Below are 21,491 nucleotides of genomic sequence, written 5' to 3' on the forward strand. Positions count from 1 at the left end.
TACTCAGTATTGTACAAAAATTATTTTACTTAGTCAATAGCAAGTAGGTCAGCGTTTTAATACGTTAGTTAATAGATACATAGTCTGTCACATACAGCATATTGCTGGCGTAGCCGTAGGCTATCTATAGTACTGATAGTACGTTAAAACACAGACAGAAAGATGCTGTCTGTGACAAACCAATCTTCCATCAAACAGGAATCTTCTTAAAAATAGCGACGTATTGATTTGGGATAATCGGCGAAGGCGAGTTCGGGTTCAGCTATTTCGGGATGCCACATTTTCTCCCACTCGAAACTGTAATAACCGGCATAACCACCCTCTTTCAGTGAGTCGATGGCTTCTTTGAGTGGCGCTTCTCCCTGACCAACAAACGTATAATGCGGCTTCCCGTCGACGAGTTTTCCGTCTTTGATGTGTGCATGGCGAATGTATTTTTTCAACGTCTGATACACTTCTTTGGGTGGCTCTTTCGTCACTGACCACATATTGAAAATATCCCAAATCAGGCCCACATTTGGCTGTTCGGCCTGTTTCATGATACGTAGTAAAATATCTTTCCAGATCACTTCGCCATGCGATTCGAGCAGCACCGTTACGTTCGCTTTTTGCGCGTAGTGCCCAAGTTCCGAAAGCCCTTCGCTGATCAGATTTATGGTCTGTTCACGATCCTGATTTTTCGGCAAATCGTTCGGGAACACCCGCACGTAAGGGCACGAAAGCTGCTGTGCCAGATCGATAAACTGCCGGGCTTCATCCATATTCTTTTCCCGTTTGGCGGGGTCCATGATGTGCAGATTGGTAGATGCGCCGAGGTTGCAGACTTTTACGTTACTATCGGTAAAGCGTTTCCGGGTTTCGGCAATTTTTGTGGGCGTGCTAAACTCCGGGCATTTCGGCAGAAATAATTCCCCCTGAATGCCTCTGATTTCAATAGCTTCGTAGCCTTCAGAACTGGCCGTTTTGAGAATCTGATCCAGCGTCCATTTGGGACATCCCAGCGTCGAAAAAGCCAAACGCGGCTGTTTATCGGCAAACGAAAAACCCAACGTAGTAGCTCCGGCAAGGCCAATAGAGGTTTTCAGAAAAGTTCGGCGGGTAGTCATATCAAGGCAATTTTATAGGTTTTGGGCTTTCAATTGTTTTACGGCATAATCGGCAGCGCGGGCCGTGAGGGCCATGTACGTCAATGACGGATTTTGTGTCGATGTAGAGGTCATGCAGGCACCATCGGTTACAAATACGTTGGGGCAGCTATGCAGTTGATTCCACTTGTTCAGCATCGACGTTTTAGGATCTTTGCCCATTCGGGCACCACCCATTTCGTGATTTTCGTTACCCGGCGTTCGTTTGGTATCGACCCGACGGATGTTCGTAAATCCGGCAGTAGTATACATCTCCGACCATTGGTCAAAAAAGTCGTTCAGCATTTTGGTATCGTTATCGTCGTAGGCCACCGAAACACGTAGCTGCGGCATACCATAAGGGTCTTTCAACGATGAATCAAGCCGTACGCGACTAACCTCTTTCGGAATGGTTTCGCCCATCATACTCGCGCCAATGTTCCAGGGGCCGTATTCCTGATTCAGTAAATTTGCTTTCAAATCAGCACCGACGCCTTCGCTACTTTGCGCAGTCGAACGGCCTGCTGAAAAGGCAGTTGCATATCCCCGAAGAAAATCGGTTTCCTGCTTATGGAGATTCCGAAACCGGGGGATGTAACACTGATTTGGTCGCTGCCCGTCGGTTCTGACATCGGAGAAACCGTCATAATCCGCGTAGATACGGCCCCGATAACTATGAAAGGCTACAAATTTCCCCAGTACGTCATGGTCGTTACTCAACCCATTCGGAAACCGATTCGAAGTTGAATTCAACAGAATCAGGTTCGTGTTCATGGTCGACGCATTCATGAAAATAATCCGGGCGTAATATTCCGTCATTTCATGCGTATGTACGTCGATCACCCGCACGCCTATGGCCCGTTTTTTTGCTTCGTCGTAAATCACCGAATGCACAATGGAATCAGGACGTAGCGTCATCTTTCCGGTCCGAGCGGCCCAAGGTAATGTCGATGAATTGCTGCTGTAATAACCACCGTATGGACAACCCCGGTCGCACAAATTACGGTGCTGGCATTTGGCACGACCCTGTTGCAAATGAATAGGTTTTGGCTGCGTCAGATGCGCTACCCGGCCGATAATTACGTGTCGATTTTGATACGTAGCATCCATTTTTTCGCGGAAATAGGTTTCCACGCAACTCATTTCGATAGGCGGTAAAAATTCGCCGTCGGGCAAATGTGGTATGCCATCCCGATTGCCCGTAACGCCAATAAATTTCTCTACGTGGCTATACCAGGGCGCAATGTCAACGTAGCGAATTGGCCAATCTGTGGCGTATTCATCTCGCGCGGGCCCTTCAAAATCCAGATCGCTCCACCGCTGTGTCATCCGTCCCCAGAGCAACGAACGTCCACCGACGTGATAGGCTTTAATCCAGTCGTAGGGTTTATCCTGAATATAAGGCTGTTCCGCATCTTTCGTAAAAAAATGCCTGGTTTCTTCCCGAAATGCAAAATTTTTACTCGTAATCGAATAGTCTTTTTTGATCGCCAACGGCACATCGCCCCGGTGTTCAAATTCCCACGGCTGCATCATCGTGGTCGGATAATCCGTTACGTGTTTAACGTCGTGCCCACGTTCGAGAACAAGTGTGCGAAGACCTTTGCCAGTTAACTCTTTGGCAGCCCATCCTCCACTCATCCCCGTTCCGACAACGATGGCATCAAAGGTGCGTTCTTTCCGGCTGTCGATTGATAAATAACTCATTAATACTAAACGTCTATCAGCGTTCTACTTATAAAAGCAAAGAAGCCATTATCTACCTATGTGACAATAGCTTCTTTTACTGTATGACTTTCTAAGCGAAAGGACGTAGCATTATGGGGCTAATCAAAACATACCTTACTGGCTGATACGTCCGGGCTGGCGAACATTGGCGCCGATACGTTTCTGTAACTCATCGCCGAGGTCGGTGCGGGCTTCTTCGGCCAGTTTTTCCAACGTAGCAACAATTTCGGGATGTTGTTCTTTGACATCGTAGCGCTCACCGGGGTCACGACGGAGATCGTACAACGCACTGGCAAATTCGTGGGTTTCGGTGAGAGGGCCGGGTTTACCATTCTGGCCCGGCAAAAAGCCTTCGTAGGTGCGTCCGGGATGTGGAAAAATCAGTTTCCAGTCGCCTTGGCGAACCGCTTCCAGGCTATTTTTCCGGTAGTAATAGTAAAAGTTTTGGCGGGGTGTTACGTTGTTATCACCTTTCAATAAGGCTATCCAGTCAACGCCGTCGATACGTTGTTTAGGTAAACGCGCCCCGCATAGTTTAGCCACTGTCGGCAGAATATCCATTGTGGTCAGAAGCTTGTTGCTGATCCGCCCAGCCGGTACAACACCCGGCCAACGTACCAGACAAGGCACTCGATGCCCACCTTCGAACGATGTTCCTTTGCCTTCCCGGAAGCCGCCTGTTGACCCGGCGTGATCGCCATAGTTGAGCCAGGGGCCATTGTCGCTGATGAAAATGACCAGCGTGTTTTTATCGACGCCCTGCTGCTTCAACTCATTCATAATTTGACCCACCGACCAATCGAGTTCGGTTATTACGTCGCCAAAAATTCCGCGTGTACTTTTCCCTTTAAACTTCGCCGAAGCCGCCAGCGGTACGTGTGGCAGTGGGTGCGGTACGTACAGAAAGAAGGGCTTGCTCTTGTGCCTACGAATAAAGGACAACGCTTTTTCGGTCACGGTCGACGTAATCTGGCTTGCATCATCCAGATTCTTGATTTCCTGCTTCTTTTCATTGCCTTCAATCCAGCTCAAAGACGGATAGTTCGCATTGGCCTGATTAGGATGCAGCGGCCACATATCGTGCGAATAGGGGACACCATAATATTCATCGAAACCCTGCTGGAGGGGTAAAAATTCTTTTTTATCGCCCAGATGCCACTTCCCGAAAATACCCGTTGCATACCCTTTCTCTTTCAGCAATTCGGCTAATGTTTCTTCGTTTGGGTTCAACCCAACAAGCGAATTAGGCCCAAATGCGCCCGAAACCCCCAATCGGTTTGGATAACAGCCTGTCATCAGCGCAGCCCGCGATGCACTACAAACCGCCTGTGCTGCCAGAAAATTGGAAAACCGTGAGCCTTCGGCCGCCATCCGGTCGAGGTTGGGCGTGGTGTAATCGAGCGCGCCCGTTACCGACAAATCGCCGTAGCCCATGTCATCCATAAAGAAAAGCACTACGTTCGGTGTAGTTGGTGCAGGCTTCTTAACCCAGGCACTGACTAGCAGGCCCAGACCTATTAACGTAACAACACTTGCCAACAAGCGAAGCGAACGGGGCGGAATACGTATCATAGCGAATGATATTGCGGGAAGAGATACTCTATCAAAAATCAACTTTTTTTCGGGTCGCCTTCACGTCACCTTTTCGCTTTTTCCCTGCAATACGTTCTTCAATAGATGTTTTTGAGGGCTTGGTCGCCTTGCGTGGCTTCGGTTTTGCGAACGCTTTTTCGATGAGTTTGTAAAACTTCAGCGTCACTTTCTCTTTGTTGGCCAGTTGCGTTCGCTCGGTTTGGTGCGTGAGCAGCAACTCACCCTCGGAGGTAAGTTTATTGGCCAGTTTTTCTTCCAAAGTGGCCCGTTCTTCATCGGTCAGTAAGGCTGAATTCCGAACATCGAAACGAAGCTCGGCTTTCGTCGACACTTTATTCACATTCTGTCCACCAGCTCCACCGCTGCGAGCAAACTGGTATCTAAGTTCGGGCTGTAAACGAATTGTATCCATAACTGGTCAGTGTCATACGCGCCCCTTTACCAAACAACCGTTGAACAATGGCAAAGTGGGTCCGTTTTCCACAAAACTAACGGTATTCTGTTGTTCAGAATATAAAAATTACCTTCCTATAGCTATTGACCAGCATGCTTCAAACTTGATTGATAGTACAACAAAGGCCTTCAATGGCGTGTAACTAACGTATCGCCAACAGATGCCGCATCTCTTATTGATAGTTAGATCAAGTTTCTTAAAAACGGAACCCGATAGTTCGTCAACGCGGTCACGTAGCGATACGTCGCGAATCAGCGGTTCGGGAATTTCGGGAGGTACCGGCGATACAGCAACTCCACAATCGGGAGGGCGTTCTCAATACTAGCCTTTGTTAGAAAACGGTGGCAATTGTTAGAAAGCGGTGGCAATGTAAAAGCCATTATTCCTGTCATTGCCGCTGCTTATTGGTTGCCAGCATTCCTACTTTTAGAGCCAAACAAACCACCCGCTCACCAAGTTATTGACTATACAACAACCATGAACCGATTGGTATGATGGTTATCAGGAGTACCCTTGTATCGATCTATTTAAACTCAACGTATTATGGCTTCTCATGCATTAAACCAGCGACTATTTGAACAGACAGCCAGCCTGACAGACTCAAGCAATACTAGCTCAGAATCGACACCCGACCGGCTGGAATTGATCGACGGCTGGCTAAAGGTTATTGACGGTAACGATCAAACTGAATTGATCAAAGGCAAACTTCACGAACTCCGAGATGAACTGAAACTCAACCAGCCCGATGCCGACCACGTACGGGAATTGCTCTTCAGTCTGGCTGATCATACGTCGCAGGTTGCGCAGGGTTCAAGTACATCTGAACAATTGGCTAGTGAGCTGGAAAACCTGGCCACAACACTACGTCAGTTGGCAGGTTTACAAATTGTAGATACCCGGTCGTAACGTAATACGCTAAGGCCATTCTTTATTAATCAGGCTTTTATGATAAGCTCAAACAGAATAGAAGAGAACATGCTCAGCAATACGCTGGCGATGTTCCGCAATAGCAACGACGAAGGTCTGTCGCCATCGGAAGGCGTTTTGCTCATTGATGGCTGGCAGCAGGCCTTACAGGGCGATCCTAATCTGGATCAGATAAAAGGGCTGCTCGATGAATTGCGTACGGCTATTCAGGCCCATCAGCCCGATAAAACCTACATCCGTGATCTGCTGCACGGCCTGGCCGATAAAACCGAAGCCATCGCCAGCGATTCGAACTCAGAAGGCACCTGGACTGGCGGCCTGGAAAGCCTTTCGAAAATACTACGCGGACTTATTTCATGAACAATGGATAATGTAGAATGTCAGCCCTTAACCAAAAGATGTTCTGCGTATTTACATTATCCATTCTTCTAACTCCATTATCCATTCAATTTCTAATCAATTAATTCACTACAAATTATGGAAGGAACCGGAACAACCCTTGAACATCGTATGCTCAACGATACGTTGGGTGCGCTAGGCGATGGCCATCAGACAAGAATCTCCGCCGAACAAGGCATACTACTACTCGAAGGCTGGCTTAATGCCTTGCCGGGCGATGTAGGAGCCGAACGCATTCTGGCCGAAGTAGAAGCCCTGCGCGATCATCTGAAAACCGGCCAGTATGACAATGAGAAAATTCGGCATTTGCTCCTGAGCATGGCAAGTCATACGCTGGCCCTTTCGCATGAACCTGCCGTTGGTTCTACTACCGCCGACGAATTGAAACACTTGGCTAATGCCTTACGTAATTTTACCAGCCAGATTTAATTATGCTAACTCACGAACAATCAACCACCCTTCTCGACATGACTATGGATGTGTTGGAAGGCGAAGTTGCGGGTACAACTCCTCAAAGTGGCAAAGGTGTTATCGATAGCTGGCTTGAGCAACTCCGGCAAACCGATAACGCCACAGAAATTGCCGATACGCTTGAACAGGTAAAAACACAACTGGAAAGTAATGAGATTCGAAAAGACGAACTCGCTGATCTACTGACGATGTTGGCTACGCAAACGGCCGAATTCAGTACGTTTATGGGTTCGGAAGGCGACATAGCTCCCCGGCTCGAAGGGCTATCGGCAGCACTAAAATCAATGGCGGGCCAGCTAAGTCATACGTAGTTTAACGTGATTGCATCTATCTGAAACACCCCACCCTAAATCCCTCCCGCATAGAGAGCAGATTTAGGGTGGGGTGTTTCACCTCAGCTTATCTTACCCGAATTGACATAGAAATCGGAAAGTAGTTCCAGAAACTCTTCTTTACGTCGGCGCGATACTTCCACTTCCGAACTATCACTCAGCCACACTTGTCCGCCATCACCTTTAACGTAGCGTTTAATGTGTTCGAGGTTCACGATGTTGGACTGATGTACCCGAAAAAAGTAAAAATTATCCAGAATTTCTTCGTACTCCTTCAAGAGTCTCGACACCACAATAGGCTTATTACCCACCAAATGAAATTTGGTATACGACCCTAACGATTCGCACTGAATAATGTCGCTCATTTGTACAAAATGAATTCCTTCCGATGTGGGCAACGCGATACGTTGATTGTCGTTGCGAGTACGTTGTTTTAGGCCGGATGGCTGCGGATTCTGGATGTGTTCCTGTAAAATTTTCAACTGCTGTGGATTCACCGAATCCTGCTGTGATTTAAACTTATCGACTGCCGATAAAAGCTCGTCGGGATCAATTGGCTTGAGCAAATAGTCGATCGCGCTGAATCGAAATGCTTTCACGGCATATTCCTGATAAGCCGTTGTGAAAATGACACCAAAATCAATTTTCTCGAAACTCGACAGTAAATCAAAACCCGTTTTCCCCGGCATCTGAATATCAAGAAAAACCAGATTCGGTTTTTCTTTTTTGATCAATTCGATTCCTGTATCGACGTTTTTAGCCTCTCCACAAACCACTACGTCCGGGCAAAGAAGCCGGAGTAAACTGATCAGGGCCTGGCGGGCATTGGCCTCATCGTCGATGATGGCGGCACGTAGCGTTTCCATAATTTTTCAGACTTTTTCGATTGGTAGTAAGAGTTCGACCCGCGTTCCGACGGGGTGGTTCTGATTGTCAAACAAATCAATTATTTCCAGGCGTGCTTTGCTGCTTTTGTAACGTAGCGACTCAAAAATTCCCTTCGTCATTTCCTGACCGCGCGATATGTGCCCTTCCCGGCGGGGTGTTAGAGTACGGCCTACGCCATTATCTTCGATGATACAGATGATGTGATCGTTTTGCGCCCGTGCCGAAATTTTGAGTTTTTTCTCACCATCTTTCGGCATCAGCCCGTGCCAGATTGCATTTTCAACATACGGTTGCAACAACATCGGCGGAAGTTGCGCAGATAGCAATACGTCGTCCTCATCAATATCAAATTCGTATCTGAATTCATGATTGAACCGAAATGATTCAATCTCAACGTACATTTTCAACGTCTCGATAATTTGCTCGAACCGTAAGTATGGATGATTGGAATTTTCCATAATCCGACGTACCAGTTTGGAGAATTTCGACAGGTATTTGGCCCCTTCAACACCCCGATTGTTGAGCAGATAATTCTGAATAGAGTTAAGCGAGTTGAACAGAAAATGCGGGTTCATTTGCGACTGTAACGCTTTCAGCCGTAGTTCAGCAATCTGCAAATCAAGTCGATTCCGTTCATTGTGCGTACTAACCCGCCAGCGTATCACACCAAAAACCACAAAACCAGTTAGCAACGTAACTAACCCTTTGAAAAGCCAGGTTTCGTGAAAGCGCGGTTTAATGGTCAGTTTTACAACCATCGGTTTCTTACTCCATAACCCAAAGCTGTTTCCGGCCAGTACGTTCAACGTGTAAGTTTTGGGCGCAAGATTGGCGAACGAAACGGTATTCTGGCTCCCCAGATCAATCCACTTATCATCGAAACCAGCCAACTGATAGCGATATACGTTACGAGAAATAGGCTCAAAATTCAATGTCGAGAAATGTAACGTAACAGCATTCTCGTCGGGCTCAATGGTAATACCATTCGAAATGTCCTGCTCGAGTCGTCGGCCTTGCACTGCCACTGAACTCACAGCCACCTGTGGTGGTATTTTATTAATATTCAGGTGATTGATATCCAGAATATTCAGGGCGTTTGTATAGCCGAGAATCAGTTCTTTCTGCTGGTTGTACAAAAACCCCGACGGTGAGTTATTGTATAATCCTTCGATGGTTGTGAGTCGGTTAACGATATTCTTTTTAGGGTTGGCAATGTGAACACCTTCGTTGGTGCTAAACCACAGGTTACCACTCTGATCTTCGCAGATATTACTGCAATACGTATCGTTGACGCTTGGATGATGAAAATCGAACGTAGTAACCAGCTTGCCCGAAGGCGCTATTTTATTAACTCCGCCCCAACTGGCAATCAGAATTGACTTATCGTCGCTCAACCGCAAGTCATTGATACACAACCCTCCCAGTGCCTGTCCTTTATTAATAGACATTCGTTCTACGTCCACAAAACTGGCGGTGGCTTCATCGAAAAAGAATAACCCCTTCGAGCACGTAGCAATCCAGACCTTTCCGTCAGCTCCCTCCTGCATCACTTTCACCGAATTATTTCGAAAGAGTTTGGCGCCGGTTTCTTTATTCCAGAGCGTATAGGGCTGGCCGGTTTGCGGATTTAATACCTTTATTCCTTCGGTTACGTTGGCAATCCAGAGTCGGTCTTTCCGGTCGAGGAGGCCGTCTGTAAATTCGGTTGTTGTGAACGCTTTTGTGAGTTGCCGAAGCGGTTCGAATTGATTATGGGTCAGGTCATTCCTAAAAATACCCTGACTTGTAAATGCATACAATTGTCCACCCATCAATCGTAATCGATGTGTAGCTGTTGACACCGGATAACGTAGCAGATTGAACTGATTGGTCGACGATTTCCAGCGAAGTACACCGGTATGAGAAAGGCCCAGAAAATACGTATCAGCCGAATACTGAATAATGCTATTAATGCCAACGGGCAGCGTTACTACGTTGGCGGGTAAGTTAACCGTACGTATACCCGGATTTCGGTAGCGGTATTTATAAAGGCCATCCAACGTACTGAACCACAAAACGCCATTTTCTTTATCATCCATGATGCGTTTGATATGGATGCCTTTATTGTAAAACTCAGTTAAGCGATAGGATTGCCCCGTATCAGGATAAAGTACAATAACGCCGTTGGTTGTACCGACAAACAAAACACGCTTCCCGTTTTCGTCGTGCGATTCAATCCCACAAATAATAGTCTGGTTTTCAAGCCCTTTTTTGTGCAGAACAAATGACTGATCGGTGGGTTTGAAACAAACTAACCCTTTATCGAACGCACATAACCAGATAGCGCCAGTATGATCTTCGAAAGCGTGGCTAAATCCAATTTTGATTCGATTCTCTTTTGTAACGGCTTCTTCGCCATACAAACAGATAATCTTATCCTGCTTACGGTCGTACTGATAAAAGCCTATCTCTGAAATTATCCACAAGTTATGGTTCGCATCTTCCAGAAAGCTGGCGTACTGATGAACTTCTTTCGATGCCATTGCATACTGGTGAAGCTTTCCAGTGCTCGGATCATAGCGTTTTATGGCCGTATAATCGCAAAGCCACGCTTGATCTTTCGAATCGACATAGACTTGCTCATGTAAATCGTTACTAGCCTCGGCATCGGTGTAATTGTTTTTTAGAACTGTTTTAACGAGAAGCGTTTTCGGGTCAACCACGCACAAGCCCTGCGTATCGAGCGATATGTAAATTGTCCCTTTCGAATCCACCGAAATACCCGAACAATAGCCCCTCTTAAGCGAATCGGCAGTGTCGTAGCGATAGCCATCGAACCGATATGCACCGCGTGATGTGCCAATCCAGAGAAAACCCTGCTTGTCTTTGGCCGTACACCAGACATTATTGGAAGGCAAGCCTTCTTTAGTTGATATATGTTCAAAATTAAAATTGGGTAATTGCGCAGTAGCTTCCCGGAAGTTTACCAAAAGCAACCCAATCAGCAATAAAAATCTCATTAGTAGACGCTTAGGCGAGCAAGATAATGACATTTTCAGCATTCGTGCAAGTCGGTTACCCACCGCTAACTCTATCCGGTAAAATCATATTTCGCCGTTTTTAACCAGCTACAAATTCGTTTCTGCCGCTTTTTTGTCTGGTACAGCCAAATATAAATTTGGTGGATAACGCGCAGGTAGGTAAAAATAATTTTGTACTAAAAGAAATACTTAATCAACGTAATGTAAACAACCTCATGAACTCCCTAACCTATATCTGTATTGGCACTGGTTTATTACTGTATTACTACTTCGTATTACGTCGGTTCAGGTCGTTGGGCTTCCGAATGTTCAGCCTGTTTACGTTTGTGAGTCTGGCGGCTGGCTACTGGATTTACGAAGATAGTCTTATCGATAAAGCTATTCAGCAAAAAGGGCAGTTGCTCAAAGCAACCATCATTTCTAAAAAGCAGGTAAAATCCAGCACATCGGGCAGCCCCGATAATGAAATTAACGTAGTGGCTGCGGTTACGCACCATCAACTAGATACGCTCACTACATCACGCTACGTCTCAGCCGAAGAGTGGAGCAGTTGGCAAGTTGGTGAAGTTATCGACATTTACTACGTTGATAATCAAAACTTAGTGGTGGCCAAGATTTCGTTCGACCGCTACCTCGGAGACCGAATGGGTTTATACGTGGGCGTCGGAATTTTCTTTCTTATTGGCGTGCTTTGCTGGTTTTTCCTGAATCGTTATAACATCGGTGTCGATCCGGAAACCGGGTATGAATGGTTGGAAAAAGACGGCAAAATCTATTTCGATGAGCGCCAGAGCAAGGCTTCACAGGTTATGAAACGGGCCAATATTGTCTTGAAAATGATTCAGTTATTTAGCCGTTAACTAACAAATACGATTCCTTAACATGCTCATTCGTAGTCGTTGGTTCTATAGCCAGAATAATCTTCTAAATTTATTCAGGTAATAAGCCAACGGTCTGATTGATAGAAATTTATACCTAACCTATATACCTATGAAATCGTCTGTCCTGATACTTCTGATTATTGTAGGTTTCTGCATTTTTTTTACAGGCTTGTGGTCAGGAATAATTTACCTGCTCTCAACGTTGAGCGGCTGGCAGGAACTGGCCCGAAAATACCGGACAGAGCTGATGAGAAGTGGCTACGATTCAAATGTGTTTGGCCGTATGGGTTTTGTTAATTACAATGGTGTGCTAAAGGTTGCCTGCACCGATCAGGGCATTTATCTGGGCGTGATGAAGGTGTTTAGCTTAGGCCATTCACCTATTCTGATTCCCTGGCACGTCATTCACGATATTCGGGAACAGCATTTGCTTTTTCAGGCAACCGTTGTTTTCAACGCCGACAACACCCGCATTACGTTGCCACACCGCTACATGGCAACTATCCGCCAACACACATCGGGCCGAAATCAGCCCTATGATTCCAACAATCCTCAATCTTATTAACTCGCTACGTAATACGGCTCTATTCCGAAAATACGTAGCATAATTGTACTGATTAACGTAGATTCATTTGCCTTGTGGCTTTTATATGTGGTTCTGGAAATTCATGGCCCAATACCGACTCAACAAGAAAATCAGACTTCTTTCGAGCGAGGAGCGGCAGGATATTTTACAGAAATCACCTTTAGAAGCCGGGGCTTTTCAGGGTGAAGGATTCCATATTTTTTTGAAGAATGAACCTGATTTTCAGAAAGCCTACGTAACATCACTGGGCGAAGTTTCGAACCAGCAGGCCGAAGATTGGATCATCAGACACTACTTGCTCAACAATTCTAAAGCAGCGTAATAAGTTTGTTTCAGATAGCAGGAAATTTTCTGAGACAAATCAATCAGTACAAGTAACTTATATAAGCACCGGAACGCTTTACCTCTTTTAACAATGATGACCTCCTTACTGCTTTATCGACAATTTTCATATCAAACTCCTATTTCTCCTTCTGAAATCCAGCAAAAACTTGACGCTAATGTCATTACAGGATTTAGTATTTTGAGTTCAAAACCTTATTATGGCGAAGTTAGTCAGTATGATTTTTCGGTTCGAAAAACATCTGGTAAGTTAAAGAAACAAAGCCTCGCCCCTACCGTACATGGGTCATATAAGGTGCAGGACGGCCAAACGTTAGTGAACCTCACCCTCGTTCCGCACACAATTTTCATTATTGCGACGGTATTGTTTGGCTTTCCGTGTTTGCTCTATATTTTCACAGGTTTACGGGAAGCACTACGTAGTGGCGACATTGTAATTTTATTCGATTGTTTTTTTCCACTGGTGCTTTTATACGGCATTTTCTGGGTTATTTTTCAATACCAGAGTCAGGCCGACATTCGCTTCTGGGAATACACGTTGAACCTCCGCAAACTGCCGCAACTGTAAGACTCAATGCATTTGGCTGGTTCATTCTTCATTACCTATTACTAAATCCTGCCGATTTTAGGGCTATTGGCTCCGCTTTTAAAGCCAAACCGGCACTACGTATACTTGCGCTCATGATGGGGTTTCGAACGTAGTAGTTTTGAGTTGTTCAGGAGATCGTACATAATCCTGCTACGTTAACACAACTTAATACGCTAAATCAGAACCATTTATGGAAACCCCACAACTTCCCAAACCAGTTCATGCTGACCTCGACGAACAATATCGGCGCGTTACCGAAATGATTCACTGCTACGCCGAATCGGCCGGGCTTTCGCGCGACAAGGTGTATAATCCCGAACGTAAAAACTGGCTCTGGAAACGAGGATCGGCAGGTATCGAAGTACTGATCGAAACGCTTAATTTCCAGGATGGGAGCCGCCGGGATTTTTTGCGAATTTTCTCGCCATTGATGGATATTCCGGCCAATAATCTGTTAGGTTTTTACCGGCATCTGCTCGAACTTAACGACCAAAAGTTAGGTGTAAAATTGTCTATAATGCCCAATACGCAAAAGGTTTATGCTACGGATGATCGCGATATAAAAGGCATGGATTACTACGAATTGAGCATGTTTATTTCGGACCTCGAGATCTGGGCAGACAAGCTCGACGACGAATTGAAAGCACAGTTCCCAAACTGGTCGAACTAACGAGTAGTCATGGCGTTTCGCGGTATTCTGTTGTCGTTTGGGTTAACGTTGCTGGTTGGCTATTCGCTGACGGCTGGCCTGACAGATCCTAATTCTCCACTCAAAAAATTACCTGATTGGACGAGTTTTCCGATTGTAGTTGGCATTGGTTTGTTGTATCTGTTAGCCATCTGGTGGACGTTTCAGGAATTCAGCCAGCACAAGTTTCTATCAATCATCAGTCTTATTTTTTGCCTGATGGGCGTTGGATTATATGCCGCCGTAATCAGCATGGAATTAGATAGAGGCAAAGCCAGCCCCGGCCAATATGACTACGATTTTTCGGCACTAATACCTGCAGAAAAAACAACACTTACTCAATTTGCCGAAAACGCTGGCCTTACACTCAACGACGCTACGTTTACCGAACACTGGAATCTTGACAAGCCAGATCGTGGGTTTCTCATCTGCGTTCAGAGAGGGCACGTAACGGGTTTGAGTCTGTCGGACCACCCGCTCAACGATGTTTCGGCACTTTCGCAACTACCCAATCTGGGAGATTTATACCTGAAACACTGCGGGTTACATAACGTATCCAAGCTTCGTGGCGCAAAAATAGACCGTCTGGACCTTTCGAATAATCAACTAACCGATTTACGATCGCTATCGGGTTGCCCAAATGTTCGCTGGCTGTTGCTGGCCAACAATCAGATTACTTCTCTGGATGGACTGGACGCTTTTCCGAACATCGTTGTGAAAGATTTCTCGGGCAATCCAGTCAATAAATAGAATACTATCAATCAACTACGTATCAAGAAAAGCATCAATGAAAACATCGTTGATCATATTCTTTATTGTCATGCTAGCAACCGAAACACTCTTTGCCCAAAGCGGTGCCTGGAAAATCGAGACAGCGCAACTTCCCAATGGTGAATCATATAATGGCATGGTAACTATCACCAAAAATGGCAATACGTATCAACTCGATTGGAAAACCAGCGTCGGTAATTACAGCGGTATAGGTCTTTTGCTCGATGGAAAGTTATTTGTCGGGTACGGTATCAACATTGCATATGGCGTGGCCGTTTACAAAGTAAATCCGAACAACAATCAACTGGATGGAGTCTGGACTTCACCCCAGTTGAATGGTGAAGTTGGTGCCGAAACACTGACGGGGCAGGATGGACAATACTACGTAGCAGGCACAAATCCGGGCGGACAAACGTATCGGGGCAAGCTCATGACACAACGTACCGGGCGCACTGTTCAGGTTCAATGGAACGTGGGCAATCAGACTTATAACGGTGTCGGTTTTTACAGTGGCGATTATCTGGTGATTGGCTACGGATTCGGTCAGGCGTTTGGTGTTGTTGAGTACGTCGTAAAAGGTAACAAAGCAACCGGTCGCTGGGCCTTGGGCGGAGGGAGCGACTTAGGTGCCGAAAATCTGATACGGTAAATTACTGGCTTTTGCTATGATAGAATTTACAAATGCTTTTGCTTTTATTTCCTTTACTTCTGCATACTTTTTTCGGTCCTGATTTACTTCTTCCGCAATTTTATATTTTAAAATTTGGTATTGATTTCTTGCTTCCTCATTTAGAGTTAAATAATTTCTGAATAAAATATGCCTTCGCAGTTCTTCGCTATCCACCGGACAAACGTACAGATGATGAGCAATTGAGTCTACTATCTCATGTTTATCAGATATTTTATGTCTCTTGAATACTTCCCTATTATAAACGCCCTGATTTCCATTGTGATAATAGCCTATTTTGGTTAATCTCGTTTTTATTTCATCAAATATTAGCGGACCATCATAAACTACATCAATATCAATTATTGGCTTCGCTGCTAATCCAGGAACTGAAGTGCTTCCTATGTGTTCAACAGAGATTTTCAGATTCGCCATAGCTTCAATAATTACTTTTTTTACTTTGGCGAAATCCTCAATCCAACTTTCCTGATATTCTTGAATCAACATGATTTTATTTCTTGCTTAATCAGTTTACCGCCTGAAATTTAGAAATACAAACCAAAAGCCTGTTTACTGGAGCATATTCGCCGTGCCTGTAACTTGATACGTAGTAACCTAGTCTGTGACGTACATCAAGCTATTATCCACTTTTCATTTTACATTACTCATTTCCGGCCGTTCCAGTAGATCAGTACGTTTAACGTAGCGCGGCCCGATGCAATCAAATCCAGATCGCCATCGCCATCAAGATCAGCGGCCTGAATATCTTCGCACGCCATTCGCACACTGTCGTCAAGGACATAGCCAGTCATGTTATCGTTTTCCGATGGTTTGAATAAGCGTATGCCCACCTTCTTATCGGCATTCGGATTCCGCCAGCCTGCCACAATCTGATCAGTGCCAAGACCCAGAAAATCGCCACAAACCAGTGCATGCCCCTGACTCAAATCATCCGTCAGGAGCGTTATTTCTTTTTCAGAGACCGGTTTTCCTGGTTTTTTGAACGAGTAATCTCCAGTTTCGAACTGGAGTAAATTACCGTGCATCGGTTGAATGGTGGCAACACTTTTACCATTGTCCATCCGTCGGATTTCACCAATACCATCTACGTTTTTATTGAGCATCGGCAAGGCATTTCTGACCGATTCTTCGTCAATAGCCTGCCACTTCGTCTTTTGCCATTCGAAAAGCTGACCACCTTCTTTTCCGGCCAGCACCAGCCCCGTTGCCGAGCCATTTTCGCCATCTTCCCAGATCTCGAAATTGTGCGTTAGATGCATAGTCGAATCAACCAGATACCGCTTCCACGTACTACGTGTGTTTTTCGGGAAGGCATAGCCCCATACTCGAACACCTTTGCCCTCACCATTTTTATTGCCTAATCCATGCAGTGGAGCCACAATAAGCTGATAGTCCGACTTGCCTACACGGGCCCAACGCATCCGGTGCGTAGTCACCTCGTGGTGTAAACGTACAGGTTCCCAACGCTGCGTGGGATCTTGTGGACGAATGAGATAAAATACCGCCCCAGACTTTGTACTGTCGTTTGTTTCGGCGGGACTCCAGCCAGCACCAACAGCCACTTCTACTTTTCCATCGCCATCCAAATCACGAGCGGCAATGCAAACGTTATCCTGTGGTGTTAGGTTGGCTGCCATAACGTAACGTTTCCAGAGCGACGTTTTATCGCCCGGATTTTTGTACCACACAAACTCTTTCTGATCGGCCAGCAGAATATCCGGTTTCTTGTCGCCATCTACGTCGCCAATGGCCAAACCATAACCAATATTTATTTGATTATCAACTACCTGAACAGAAAAATTCAGCTTCTTCTCATTCTTCAGATCGGATTGAGCCAGTGCCGACGTAGCGGCAATGAGGTACAGAAAAATCGTTTTTTTCATAGCGTTTGATTACAATTAGCAGAAGACGTAGTGTCAGGTAAAGCGGCCCTTGTAATAGTTCTACCGGCTATAGCTTATCCGTTCGCCCAGCTTCATTACCCGATATGGCGTATCATACTCTTCACAGGCTTGCACAAAATCGGCAGGGTCGGCGGTATTGAATTCAAACAGATCGTAATGATGCGGAATAACGAGTTTTGCCCCTATTTCACGGCCTAGTCTTGCGGCTTCGTCAGCATTGAGATTCCCCGCTACGCGCCGTTCGGGTTTGTTGCCATTGATGGGTAAAAACGCTACGTCGACATTGAACGGACGTAGCACATCGACCATGCCATCGTACCACAACGTATCACCCGAATGATAGACGCGATATTGACCAATTTCCACTACGTATCCCATGAATTTGCAACGGCCTTCGGCATCGCGCTCTACATGGTTATGAGCAGCCGGTACGCCGTGAAACACAAATCCATCGACCGTTATAGTTTGCCCATCGTTCAGCCCAATCGGCAGATGATGACCAAAATTATTGCCGATACGTCCGTTCACAAAAGCGCGATTCGCTTCGGGGATAACAAACTTTATATTCCAATTGGCAGCAAACAACGGCATCAACGTATCATAATCAAGATGGTCGGTGTGGTTATGACTCGACGTAACCACATCGACCATTCCTAAATGGCCAGAGAAAATAACCTGCTCCGAAATCCGTACGTGCGGCTTGTCGGTATACATGTATTTTTCCGACAGAGAATCAGATAGATACGGATCAAACAAGAGGTATTTGCCATTGTATTGCAGCAAAAACCCACTCTGACCGAGCCACCAGATATGTAACGTATCAGCCTGGCCACGAGCCGATTCTATGTCAGCCAATAAGGCATCATCTTTTTGAAAAGCAGGTTTTAGCATACAATCGGGGTGGTTTATTTAGCTTTGGCTCCTTTATTTTCAACGACGATTTCTTTTCTGTCAGGGCCAACGCCGGTGATCGTCAATTTTTTCCAATTTGCTGGCAGAGTCGATTTAACCGTTGTCAGGCCCGTATCGGTAATATCGATACCACCGAAACCCATCAGCAAACTTTGCAGAACGCCACCAGCTCCGGTAGCGAAATAGGGATTCGTACCACCCTTGGTTTCGGCAATTACCCGGAATGGCGGATTCAGGTTCGGTTGATATGAATCACCAAAGAAGTGATAGGCTTTTTCGGCATTACCAAGCCGCGAGTAGAGGAGCGCAAAGATGGCCTGCGTCATTGCGGGCGTTCCCTCATTGGGGACCCGAGTTTCGTAATAGGCCAGATCTTTAGCGATTTGAGCCGGATCGGTAATGGTTTTTAACGGATAAGCCAGCAAATTAACATCGCTCTGTTTGATGCCTTCGCCTTTGTACTGATCGTGTTCGCGGGTTACGCCGTTGTCCATTTTGGTAACCGGAATGTTTTTTGCTACCTGCATCCAGTCGGGATTTGCCGTCAGGCCTAGAATTGCAGCCGCTTTTGTTGCGTTGGTCAGATTAACCTGAGCAGCGGCATTGGTAAAAGCGTCGTTGTCAACGTTTTCGGCCCATTCGTCGGAAGCCACTACGTTCTTGATATCATAACGACCCGGACCGTTACGTTCTACCCGGCTGGCCCAGAAATCGGCAGTGGCCGATAAGATCGGATAGCCTTTTTCCCGAAGCCAGGTTTTATCCTGTGTAACGCAATAGTATTGCCATGCTGCCAGTGCTACACAAGCCGAAATATGATGCTCAAAAGGGCCACTCAATGCCCAGACCGGCGTTTCTTCGACACCTGAATCTGCACTTTCCCACGGATACATGGCCCCTTTATACCCATTCGCAAACGCGTTACGTCGGGCAGCTTGCAGTCGTTCGTAACGGTATTCAATCATCGACTTCGCGATTTCAGGATGAAGCACCAACATGGCCGGATACATCCACACGTCTGTATCCCAGAAAACGTGACCGTTATAACCCAAACCAGAAAGGCCCATCGGCGAGGGCGACATCGCTACACCTTCGCGCGAGAACGAATACAGATGATACAACATGCTGTGCGCATCCTGTTGTGCCTGCGGATCGCCATCAATCTGGATATCGCTTTTCCAGAGATCATTCCAAGCCTGCTTATGAAACGTTTTGAGTCGCTCGCGTCCCTGTAATTTAGCAGCAATAGTCAATCGTTCGGCAGCATTCAACGGGTCGTCGTTATGAGCCGACGTAATGGATGTACCCGCAATGGCAAAGCGATACTGTTCGCCCGTATTGAGCTTCTTCGAAAATTTCATAAGGTGCATGTTGTTGTCCCACATCTCATGAAGTACCGGGGGTTGCTGCGTATGATCTTCGTCGAAAATAAAGGTTGTTGAGGCACACAATTGAAGCTTACCTGTTGGGCTTTTTGCTGTAGATGTCAACAAACTAAGGCGGGTATGAGGTCGGTCTATTTCGTTGTAGTAATTCTGCACATCTTTCAGTGCGTCAGGTGCTTCCATTACACTCGACGGGGTAATGGTTAGTGGCTTTTTGGCGGTTATGGTCACCTCGCACAACACCGAATACGGCATCTGTCGCAGGGCGTAGTACGTATACGTAACAGAAGCCGAATTCTGATAATCGAACGTAGTGGTAAACGCGGCTTCGCGCATATTCAATTCCTGACGAAAACCACTAATTGCACTACGTTCGATTCGCTTACCGTCAATCTCCAGATTCATATTCAGGAGGTTGAAGCTATTAAGAAAATTGCTCACCCGACCACGACCGTATAAATCGAAAGCACCCGCCAGCACTACGTTCTTGACCCGAAACGGTTCCGGCGCCGACACTACGCCAATCATGCCATTTCCTACCGTAATACCATAATAATTAGCTGGATCGATTTTATTGGCCGTAATTTTCCAGGGGTCAACTGACTGGGCCTGACTCACGAAACAGGCAGAAAACAAAAGCTGCACACTCAGGTGCATTCGGGTTAGGAAATTCTTCATCATAGGTACGTTTAAATGGGTAACAGCCACTATTAAGGCGCGTGAAAATACACCAAAATTCAATTTCAGCGACTTATATATAAAGAGTGTATATCCAAGGGCTTACTTTTCTCAATAATCCGCCCGGCATCGAAGTGTAGAAAAGCAGACGCTTCTCCTCACAATTAATCAGCATTTTGGCCTGATTTACTTAGCAATACGTGCTAGAATCCAGTCGAGAACCCGGTCGGGAAGTAGGCGAGGTAATACCCAGCTCACCAGTTTGTTAGGTACTAACGCGTAGCGTATACTGGGGTTTCTGGTTTCGTAAATCTCGACGATACGTTCGCCCAGATAATCAATCGAAAAGCCTCGCTCTTCGGCTTTTTTCACCTGTTTCAGGAAACCCTGCATAGCTCCAAAATAGGCCGTATGTTGGTAAGGTGACATATCCGTGCCTTTTTCCCAAATCGGTGTTTTAACGGCACCCGGCCCCACAATAATTACGTTGATACCGAACCGGGCCAACTCCCTTCGCCAGCTATGCGACAAACCTTCGAGAGCAAATTTCGACCCGACGTAAGCTCCCATAAATGGAATAGCAACCTGCCCGTTCACTGAGCTAATGTTAAGAATCCGCCCCGGCTGAACCGGGTGATTCTCGCGGGCACCAAGCAGCGGTAAAAAAGCCTGCGTCACTGTTGCCAAACCCAATACGTTTACCTCGAAATGCTTTCGGAACGTATCAATCGGCTGGTGTTGTAATGGACCACCAATGGCAATACCGGCATTGTTAATCAAACCGCCCAGTCCGCTTCCGGCCAATTTTTGAGTTAGCTCCTGAGCCGCTAATGTAACCGACGTAGCATCGGTTACGTCGAACAATAGGGGTACAAACAACGGCCCAAAATCGGTCTGTAACCGGTCGGCATCCGCCTGATTTCGCACACTCCCCAAAACAGTATATCCACGCCCAACAAACTGCTTTGCCGCACCATAGCCAATGCCCGTTGAGACGCCCGTAATTAGAATATATTTGCTGGTCGGTTTCATGGTGTAAACATACTATTATCGGCTTCAACAATCACCGCTACGTTAACGTTATAGCTAACGAGTGAAAGAGTGAAAAAGCTTGCGTCAGCCCTTCGCTCT

Annotated in this window: 23 protein-coding genes; 12 read left to right on the plus strand and 11 right to left on the minus strand. The window is 46.1% G+C overall.

Going from position 1 to position 21,491, the window contains the following annotated elements:
* Nucleotides 1-206 precede the first annotated feature (206 nt).
* From ACYVD4_RS00595 to arfB, 4 genes are all read right to left on the minus strand, one after another.
* Nucleotides 207-1,106 (minus strand): TIM barrel protein, encoded by a 900-nt coding sequence (locus ACYVD4_RS00595; RefSeq protein ID WP_460941670.1) that lies wholly within the window; start codon nt 1,104-1,106, stop codon nt 207-209.
* A gap of 12 nt (nt 1,107-1,118) precedes the next feature.
* Nucleotides 1,119-2,831 (minus strand): GMC oxidoreductase, encoded by a 1,713-nt coding sequence (locus tag ACYVD4_RS00600; RefSeq protein ID WP_460941671.1) that lies wholly within the window; start codon nt 2,829-2,831, stop codon nt 1,119-1,121.
* A gap of 135 nt (nt 2,832-2,966) precedes the next feature.
* Complete coding sequence (locus ACYVD4_RS00605) at nt 2,967-4,424, minus strand: sulfatase family protein (protein WP_460941672.1); 1,458 nt, start codon at nt 4,422-4,424, stop codon at nt 2,967-2,969.
* Between the two features lie 31 nt (nt 4,425-4,455).
* Complete coding sequence (arfB, locus tag ACYVD4_RS00610; RefSeq protein WP_460941673.1) at nt 4,456-4,857, minus strand: alternative ribosome rescue aminoacyl-tRNA hydrolase ArfB; 402 nt, start codon at nt 4,855-4,857, stop codon at nt 4,456-4,458.
* A 202-nt stretch (nt 4,858-5,059) separates the two neighbouring features.
* On the opposite strand from arfB, the gene ACYVD4_RS00615 reads away from it, so the two are divergent.
* The 5 genes from ACYVD4_RS00615 (at nt 5,060) to ACYVD4_RS00635 (ending at nt 7,007) form a co-directional block, all read left to right on the plus strand.
* The gene (locus ACYVD4_RS00615; protein WP_460941674.1) at nt 5,060-5,224 is read left to right on the plus strand and encodes a hypothetical protein; all 165 of its coding nucleotides are present in this window, start codon (nt 5,060-5,062) and stop codon (nt 5,222-5,224) included.
* Between the two features lie 218 nt (nt 5,225-5,442).
* A complete protein-coding gene (locus tag ACYVD4_RS00620) occupies nt 5,443-5,805 on the plus strand; it encodes a hypothetical protein (RefSeq protein ID WP_460941675.1) in 363 nt (120 codons plus the stop codon).
* Between the two features lie 39 nt (nt 5,806-5,844).
* A complete protein-coding gene (locus ACYVD4_RS00625) occupies nt 5,845-6,186 on the plus strand; it encodes a hypothetical protein (protein ID WP_460941676.1) in 342 nt (113 codons plus the stop codon).
* Nucleotides 6,187-6,303: 117 nt separating this feature from the next.
* Nucleotides 6,304-6,654 (plus strand): hypothetical protein, encoded by a 351-nt coding sequence (locus ACYVD4_RS00630; protein WP_460941677.1) that lies wholly within the window; start codon nt 6,304-6,306, stop codon nt 6,652-6,654.
* 2 nt (nt 6,655-6,656) lie between these two features.
* Nucleotides 6,657-7,007, plus strand: a complete 351-nt coding sequence (locus ACYVD4_RS00635; protein WP_460941678.1) for a hypothetical protein — start codon at nt 6,657-6,659, stop codon at nt 7,005-7,007.
* A gap of 83 nt (nt 7,008-7,090) precedes the next feature.
* Here ACYVD4_RS00635 and ACYVD4_RS00640 read toward each other — a convergent pair whose 3' ends face one another.
* Nucleotides 7,091-7,894 (minus strand): LytR/AlgR family response regulator transcription factor, encoded by an 804-nt coding sequence (locus tag ACYVD4_RS00640; RefSeq protein ID WP_460941679.1) that lies wholly within the window; start codon nt 7,892-7,894, stop codon nt 7,091-7,093.
* Between the two features lie 6 nt (nt 7,895-7,900).
* Nucleotides 7,901-10,915, minus strand: coding sequence for a sensor histidine kinase (locus ACYVD4_RS00645; protein ID WP_460941680.1), 3,015 nt, complete (start codon nt 10,913-10,915; stop codon nt 7,901-7,903).
* 236 nt (nt 10,916-11,151) lie between these two features.
* On the opposite strand from ACYVD4_RS00645, the gene ACYVD4_RS00650 reads away from it, so the two are divergent.
* From ACYVD4_RS00650 to ACYVD4_RS00680, 7 genes are all read left to right on the plus strand, one after another.
* On the plus strand, nt 11,152-11,796 hold the full coding sequence (locus tag ACYVD4_RS00650) for a hypothetical protein (protein ID WP_460941681.1): 645 nt from the start codon (nt 11,152-11,154) through the stop codon (nt 11,794-11,796).
* 130 nt (nt 11,797-11,926) lie between these two features.
* Nucleotides 11,927-12,382 (plus strand): hypothetical protein, encoded by a 456-nt coding sequence (locus tag ACYVD4_RS00655; RefSeq protein ID WP_460941682.1) that lies wholly within the window; start codon nt 11,927-11,929, stop codon nt 12,380-12,382.
* An 85-nt stretch (nt 12,383-12,467) separates the two neighbouring features.
* Nucleotides 12,468-12,725, plus strand: a complete 258-nt coding sequence (locus ACYVD4_RS00660) for a hypothetical protein (RefSeq protein ID WP_460941683.1) — start codon at nt 12,468-12,470, stop codon at nt 12,723-12,725.
* A 93-nt stretch (nt 12,726-12,818) separates the two neighbouring features.
* Nucleotides 12,819-13,313 (plus strand): hypothetical protein, encoded by a 495-nt coding sequence (locus tag ACYVD4_RS00665; RefSeq protein WP_460941684.1) that lies wholly within the window; start codon nt 12,819-12,821, stop codon nt 13,311-13,313.
* Nucleotides 13,314-13,524: 211 nt separating this feature from the next.
* Complete coding sequence (locus tag ACYVD4_RS00670; RefSeq protein WP_460941685.1) at nt 13,525-14,004, plus strand: hypothetical protein; 480 nt, start codon at nt 13,525-13,527, stop codon at nt 14,002-14,004.
* Nucleotides 14,005-14,013: 9 nt separating this feature from the next.
* Complete coding sequence (locus ACYVD4_RS00675; RefSeq protein WP_460941686.1) at nt 14,014-14,772, plus strand: leucine-rich repeat domain-containing protein; 759 nt, start codon at nt 14,014-14,016, stop codon at nt 14,770-14,772.
* A 70-nt stretch (nt 14,773-14,842) separates the two neighbouring features.
* Nucleotides 14,843-15,442, plus strand: a complete 600-nt coding sequence (locus tag ACYVD4_RS00680) for a hypothetical protein (RefSeq protein WP_460941687.1) — start codon at nt 14,843-14,845, stop codon at nt 15,440-15,442.
* Here the strand turns inward: ACYVD4_RS00680 and ACYVD4_RS00685 are convergent.
* The 5 genes from ACYVD4_RS00685 to ACYVD4_RS00705 all read right to left on the minus strand — a co-directional run bounded on the left by ACYVD4_RS00685 (nt 15,416) and on the right by ACYVD4_RS00705 (nt 21,392).
* Nucleotides 15,416-15,967: a GrpB family protein gene (locus ACYVD4_RS00685; protein WP_460941688.1), complete on the minus strand. Its 552-nt coding sequence runs from the start codon at nt 15,965-15,967 to the stop codon at nt 15,416-15,418. The two genes, ACYVD4_RS00680 and ACYVD4_RS00685, sit on opposite strands and share 27 nt — an antisense overlap.
* A 158-nt stretch (nt 15,968-16,125) precedes the next feature.
* The gene (locus tag ACYVD4_RS00690) at nt 16,126-17,364 is read right to left on the minus strand and encodes an FG-GAP repeat domain-containing protein (protein ID WP_460941689.1); all 1,239 of its coding nucleotides are present in this window, start codon (nt 17,362-17,364) and stop codon (nt 16,126-16,128) included.
* 60 nt (nt 17,365-17,424) lie between these two features.
* Entirely contained in the window at nt 17,425-18,276 is an 852-nt protein-coding gene (locus ACYVD4_RS00695) for an MBL fold metallo-hydrolase (RefSeq protein WP_460941690.1), read from the minus strand.
* 14 nt (nt 18,277-18,290) lie between these two features.
* On the minus strand, nt 18,291-20,363 hold the full coding sequence (locus ACYVD4_RS00700) for a glycosyl hydrolase family 95 catalytic domain-containing protein (RefSeq protein ID WP_460941691.1): 2,073 nt from the start codon (nt 20,361-20,363) through the stop codon (nt 18,291-18,293).
* Between the two features lie 183 nt (nt 20,364-20,546).
* Nucleotides 20,547-21,392, minus strand: a complete 846-nt coding sequence (locus ACYVD4_RS00705; protein WP_460941692.1) for an SDR family NAD(P)-dependent oxidoreductase — start codon at nt 21,390-21,392, stop codon at nt 20,547-20,549.
* Nucleotides 21,393-21,491 lie beyond the last annotated feature (99 nt).

Source organism: Spirosoma daeguense (assembly GCF_054776875.1).

Bases quoted from the DNA above. Each gene is read 5' to 3' on its own strand.
- ACYVD4_RS00595 (WP_460941670.1), bottom strand. From the start codon at position 1,106: ATGACTACCCGCCGAACTTTTCTGAAAACCTCTATTGGCCTTGCCGGA.
- ACYVD4_RS00600 (WP_460941671.1), bottom strand. From the start codon at position 2,831: ATGAGTTATTTATCAATCGACAGCCGGAAAGAACGCACCTTTGATGCC.
- ACYVD4_RS00605 (WP_460941672.1), bottom strand. From the start codon at position 4,424: ATGATACGTATTCCGCCCCGTTCGCTTCGCTTGTTGGCAAGTGTTGTT.
- arfB (WP_460941673.1), bottom strand. From the start codon at position 4,857: ATGGATACAATTCGTTTACAGCCCGAACTTAGATACCAGTTTGCTCGC.
- ACYVD4_RS00615 (WP_460941674.1), top strand. From the start codon at position 5,060: ATGCCGCATCTCTTATTGATAGTTAGATCAAGTTTCTTAAAAACGGAA.
- ACYVD4_RS00620 (WP_460941675.1), top strand. From the start codon at position 5,443: ATGGCTTCTCATGCATTAAACCAGCGACTATTTGAACAGACAGCCAGC.
- ACYVD4_RS00625 (WP_460941676.1), top strand. From the start codon at position 5,845: ATGATAAGCTCAAACAGAATAGAAGAGAACATGCTCAGCAATACGCTG.
- ACYVD4_RS00630 (WP_460941677.1), top strand. From the start codon at position 6,304: ATGGAAGGAACCGGAACAACCCTTGAACATCGTATGCTCAACGATACG.
- ACYVD4_RS00635 (WP_460941678.1), top strand. From the start codon at position 6,657: ATGCTAACTCACGAACAATCAACCACCCTTCTCGACATGACTATGGAT.
- ACYVD4_RS00640 (WP_460941679.1), bottom strand. From the start codon at position 7,894: ATGGAAACGCTACGTGCCGCCATCATCGACGATGAGGCCAATGCCCGC.
- ACYVD4_RS00645 (WP_460941680.1), bottom strand. From the start codon at position 10,915: ATGAGATTTTTATTGCTGATTGGGTTGCTTTTGGTAAACTTCCGGGAA.
- ACYVD4_RS00650 (WP_460941681.1), top strand. From the start codon at position 11,152: ATGAACTCCCTAACCTATATCTGTATTGGCACTGGTTTATTACTGTAT.
- ACYVD4_RS00655 (WP_460941682.1), top strand. From the start codon at position 11,927: ATGAAATCGTCTGTCCTGATACTTCTGATTATTGTAGGTTTCTGCATT.
- ACYVD4_RS00660 (WP_460941683.1), top strand. From the start codon at position 12,468: ATGTGGTTCTGGAAATTCATGGCCCAATACCGACTCAACAAGAAAATC.
- ACYVD4_RS00665 (WP_460941684.1), top strand. From the start codon at position 12,819: ATGATGACCTCCTTACTGCTTTATCGACAATTTTCATATCAAACTCCT.
- ACYVD4_RS00670 (WP_460941685.1), top strand. From the start codon at position 13,525: ATGGAAACCCCACAACTTCCCAAACCAGTTCATGCTGACCTCGACGAA.
- ACYVD4_RS00675 (WP_460941686.1), top strand. From the start codon at position 14,014: ATGGCGTTTCGCGGTATTCTGTTGTCGTTTGGGTTAACGTTGCTGGTT.
- ACYVD4_RS00680 (WP_460941687.1), top strand. From the start codon at position 14,843: ATGCTAGCAACCGAAACACTCTTTGCCCAAAGCGGTGCCTGGAAAATC.
- ACYVD4_RS00685 (WP_460941688.1), bottom strand. From the start codon at position 15,967: ATGTTGATTCAAGAATATCAGGAAAGTTGGATTGAGGATTTCGCCAAA.
- ACYVD4_RS00690 (WP_460941689.1), bottom strand. From the start codon at position 17,364: ATGAAAAAAACGATTTTTCTGTACCTCATTGCCGCTACGTCGGCACTG.
- ACYVD4_RS00695 (WP_460941690.1), bottom strand. From the start codon at position 18,276: ATGCTAAAACCTGCTTTTCAAAAAGATGATGCCTTATTGGCTGACATA.
- ACYVD4_RS00700 (WP_460941691.1), bottom strand. From the start codon at position 20,363: ATGATGAAGAATTTCCTAACCCGAATGCACCTGAGTGTGCAGCTTTTG.
- ACYVD4_RS00705 (WP_460941692.1), bottom strand. From the start codon at position 21,392: ATGAAACCGACCAGCAAATATATTCTAATTACGGGCGTCTCAACGGGC.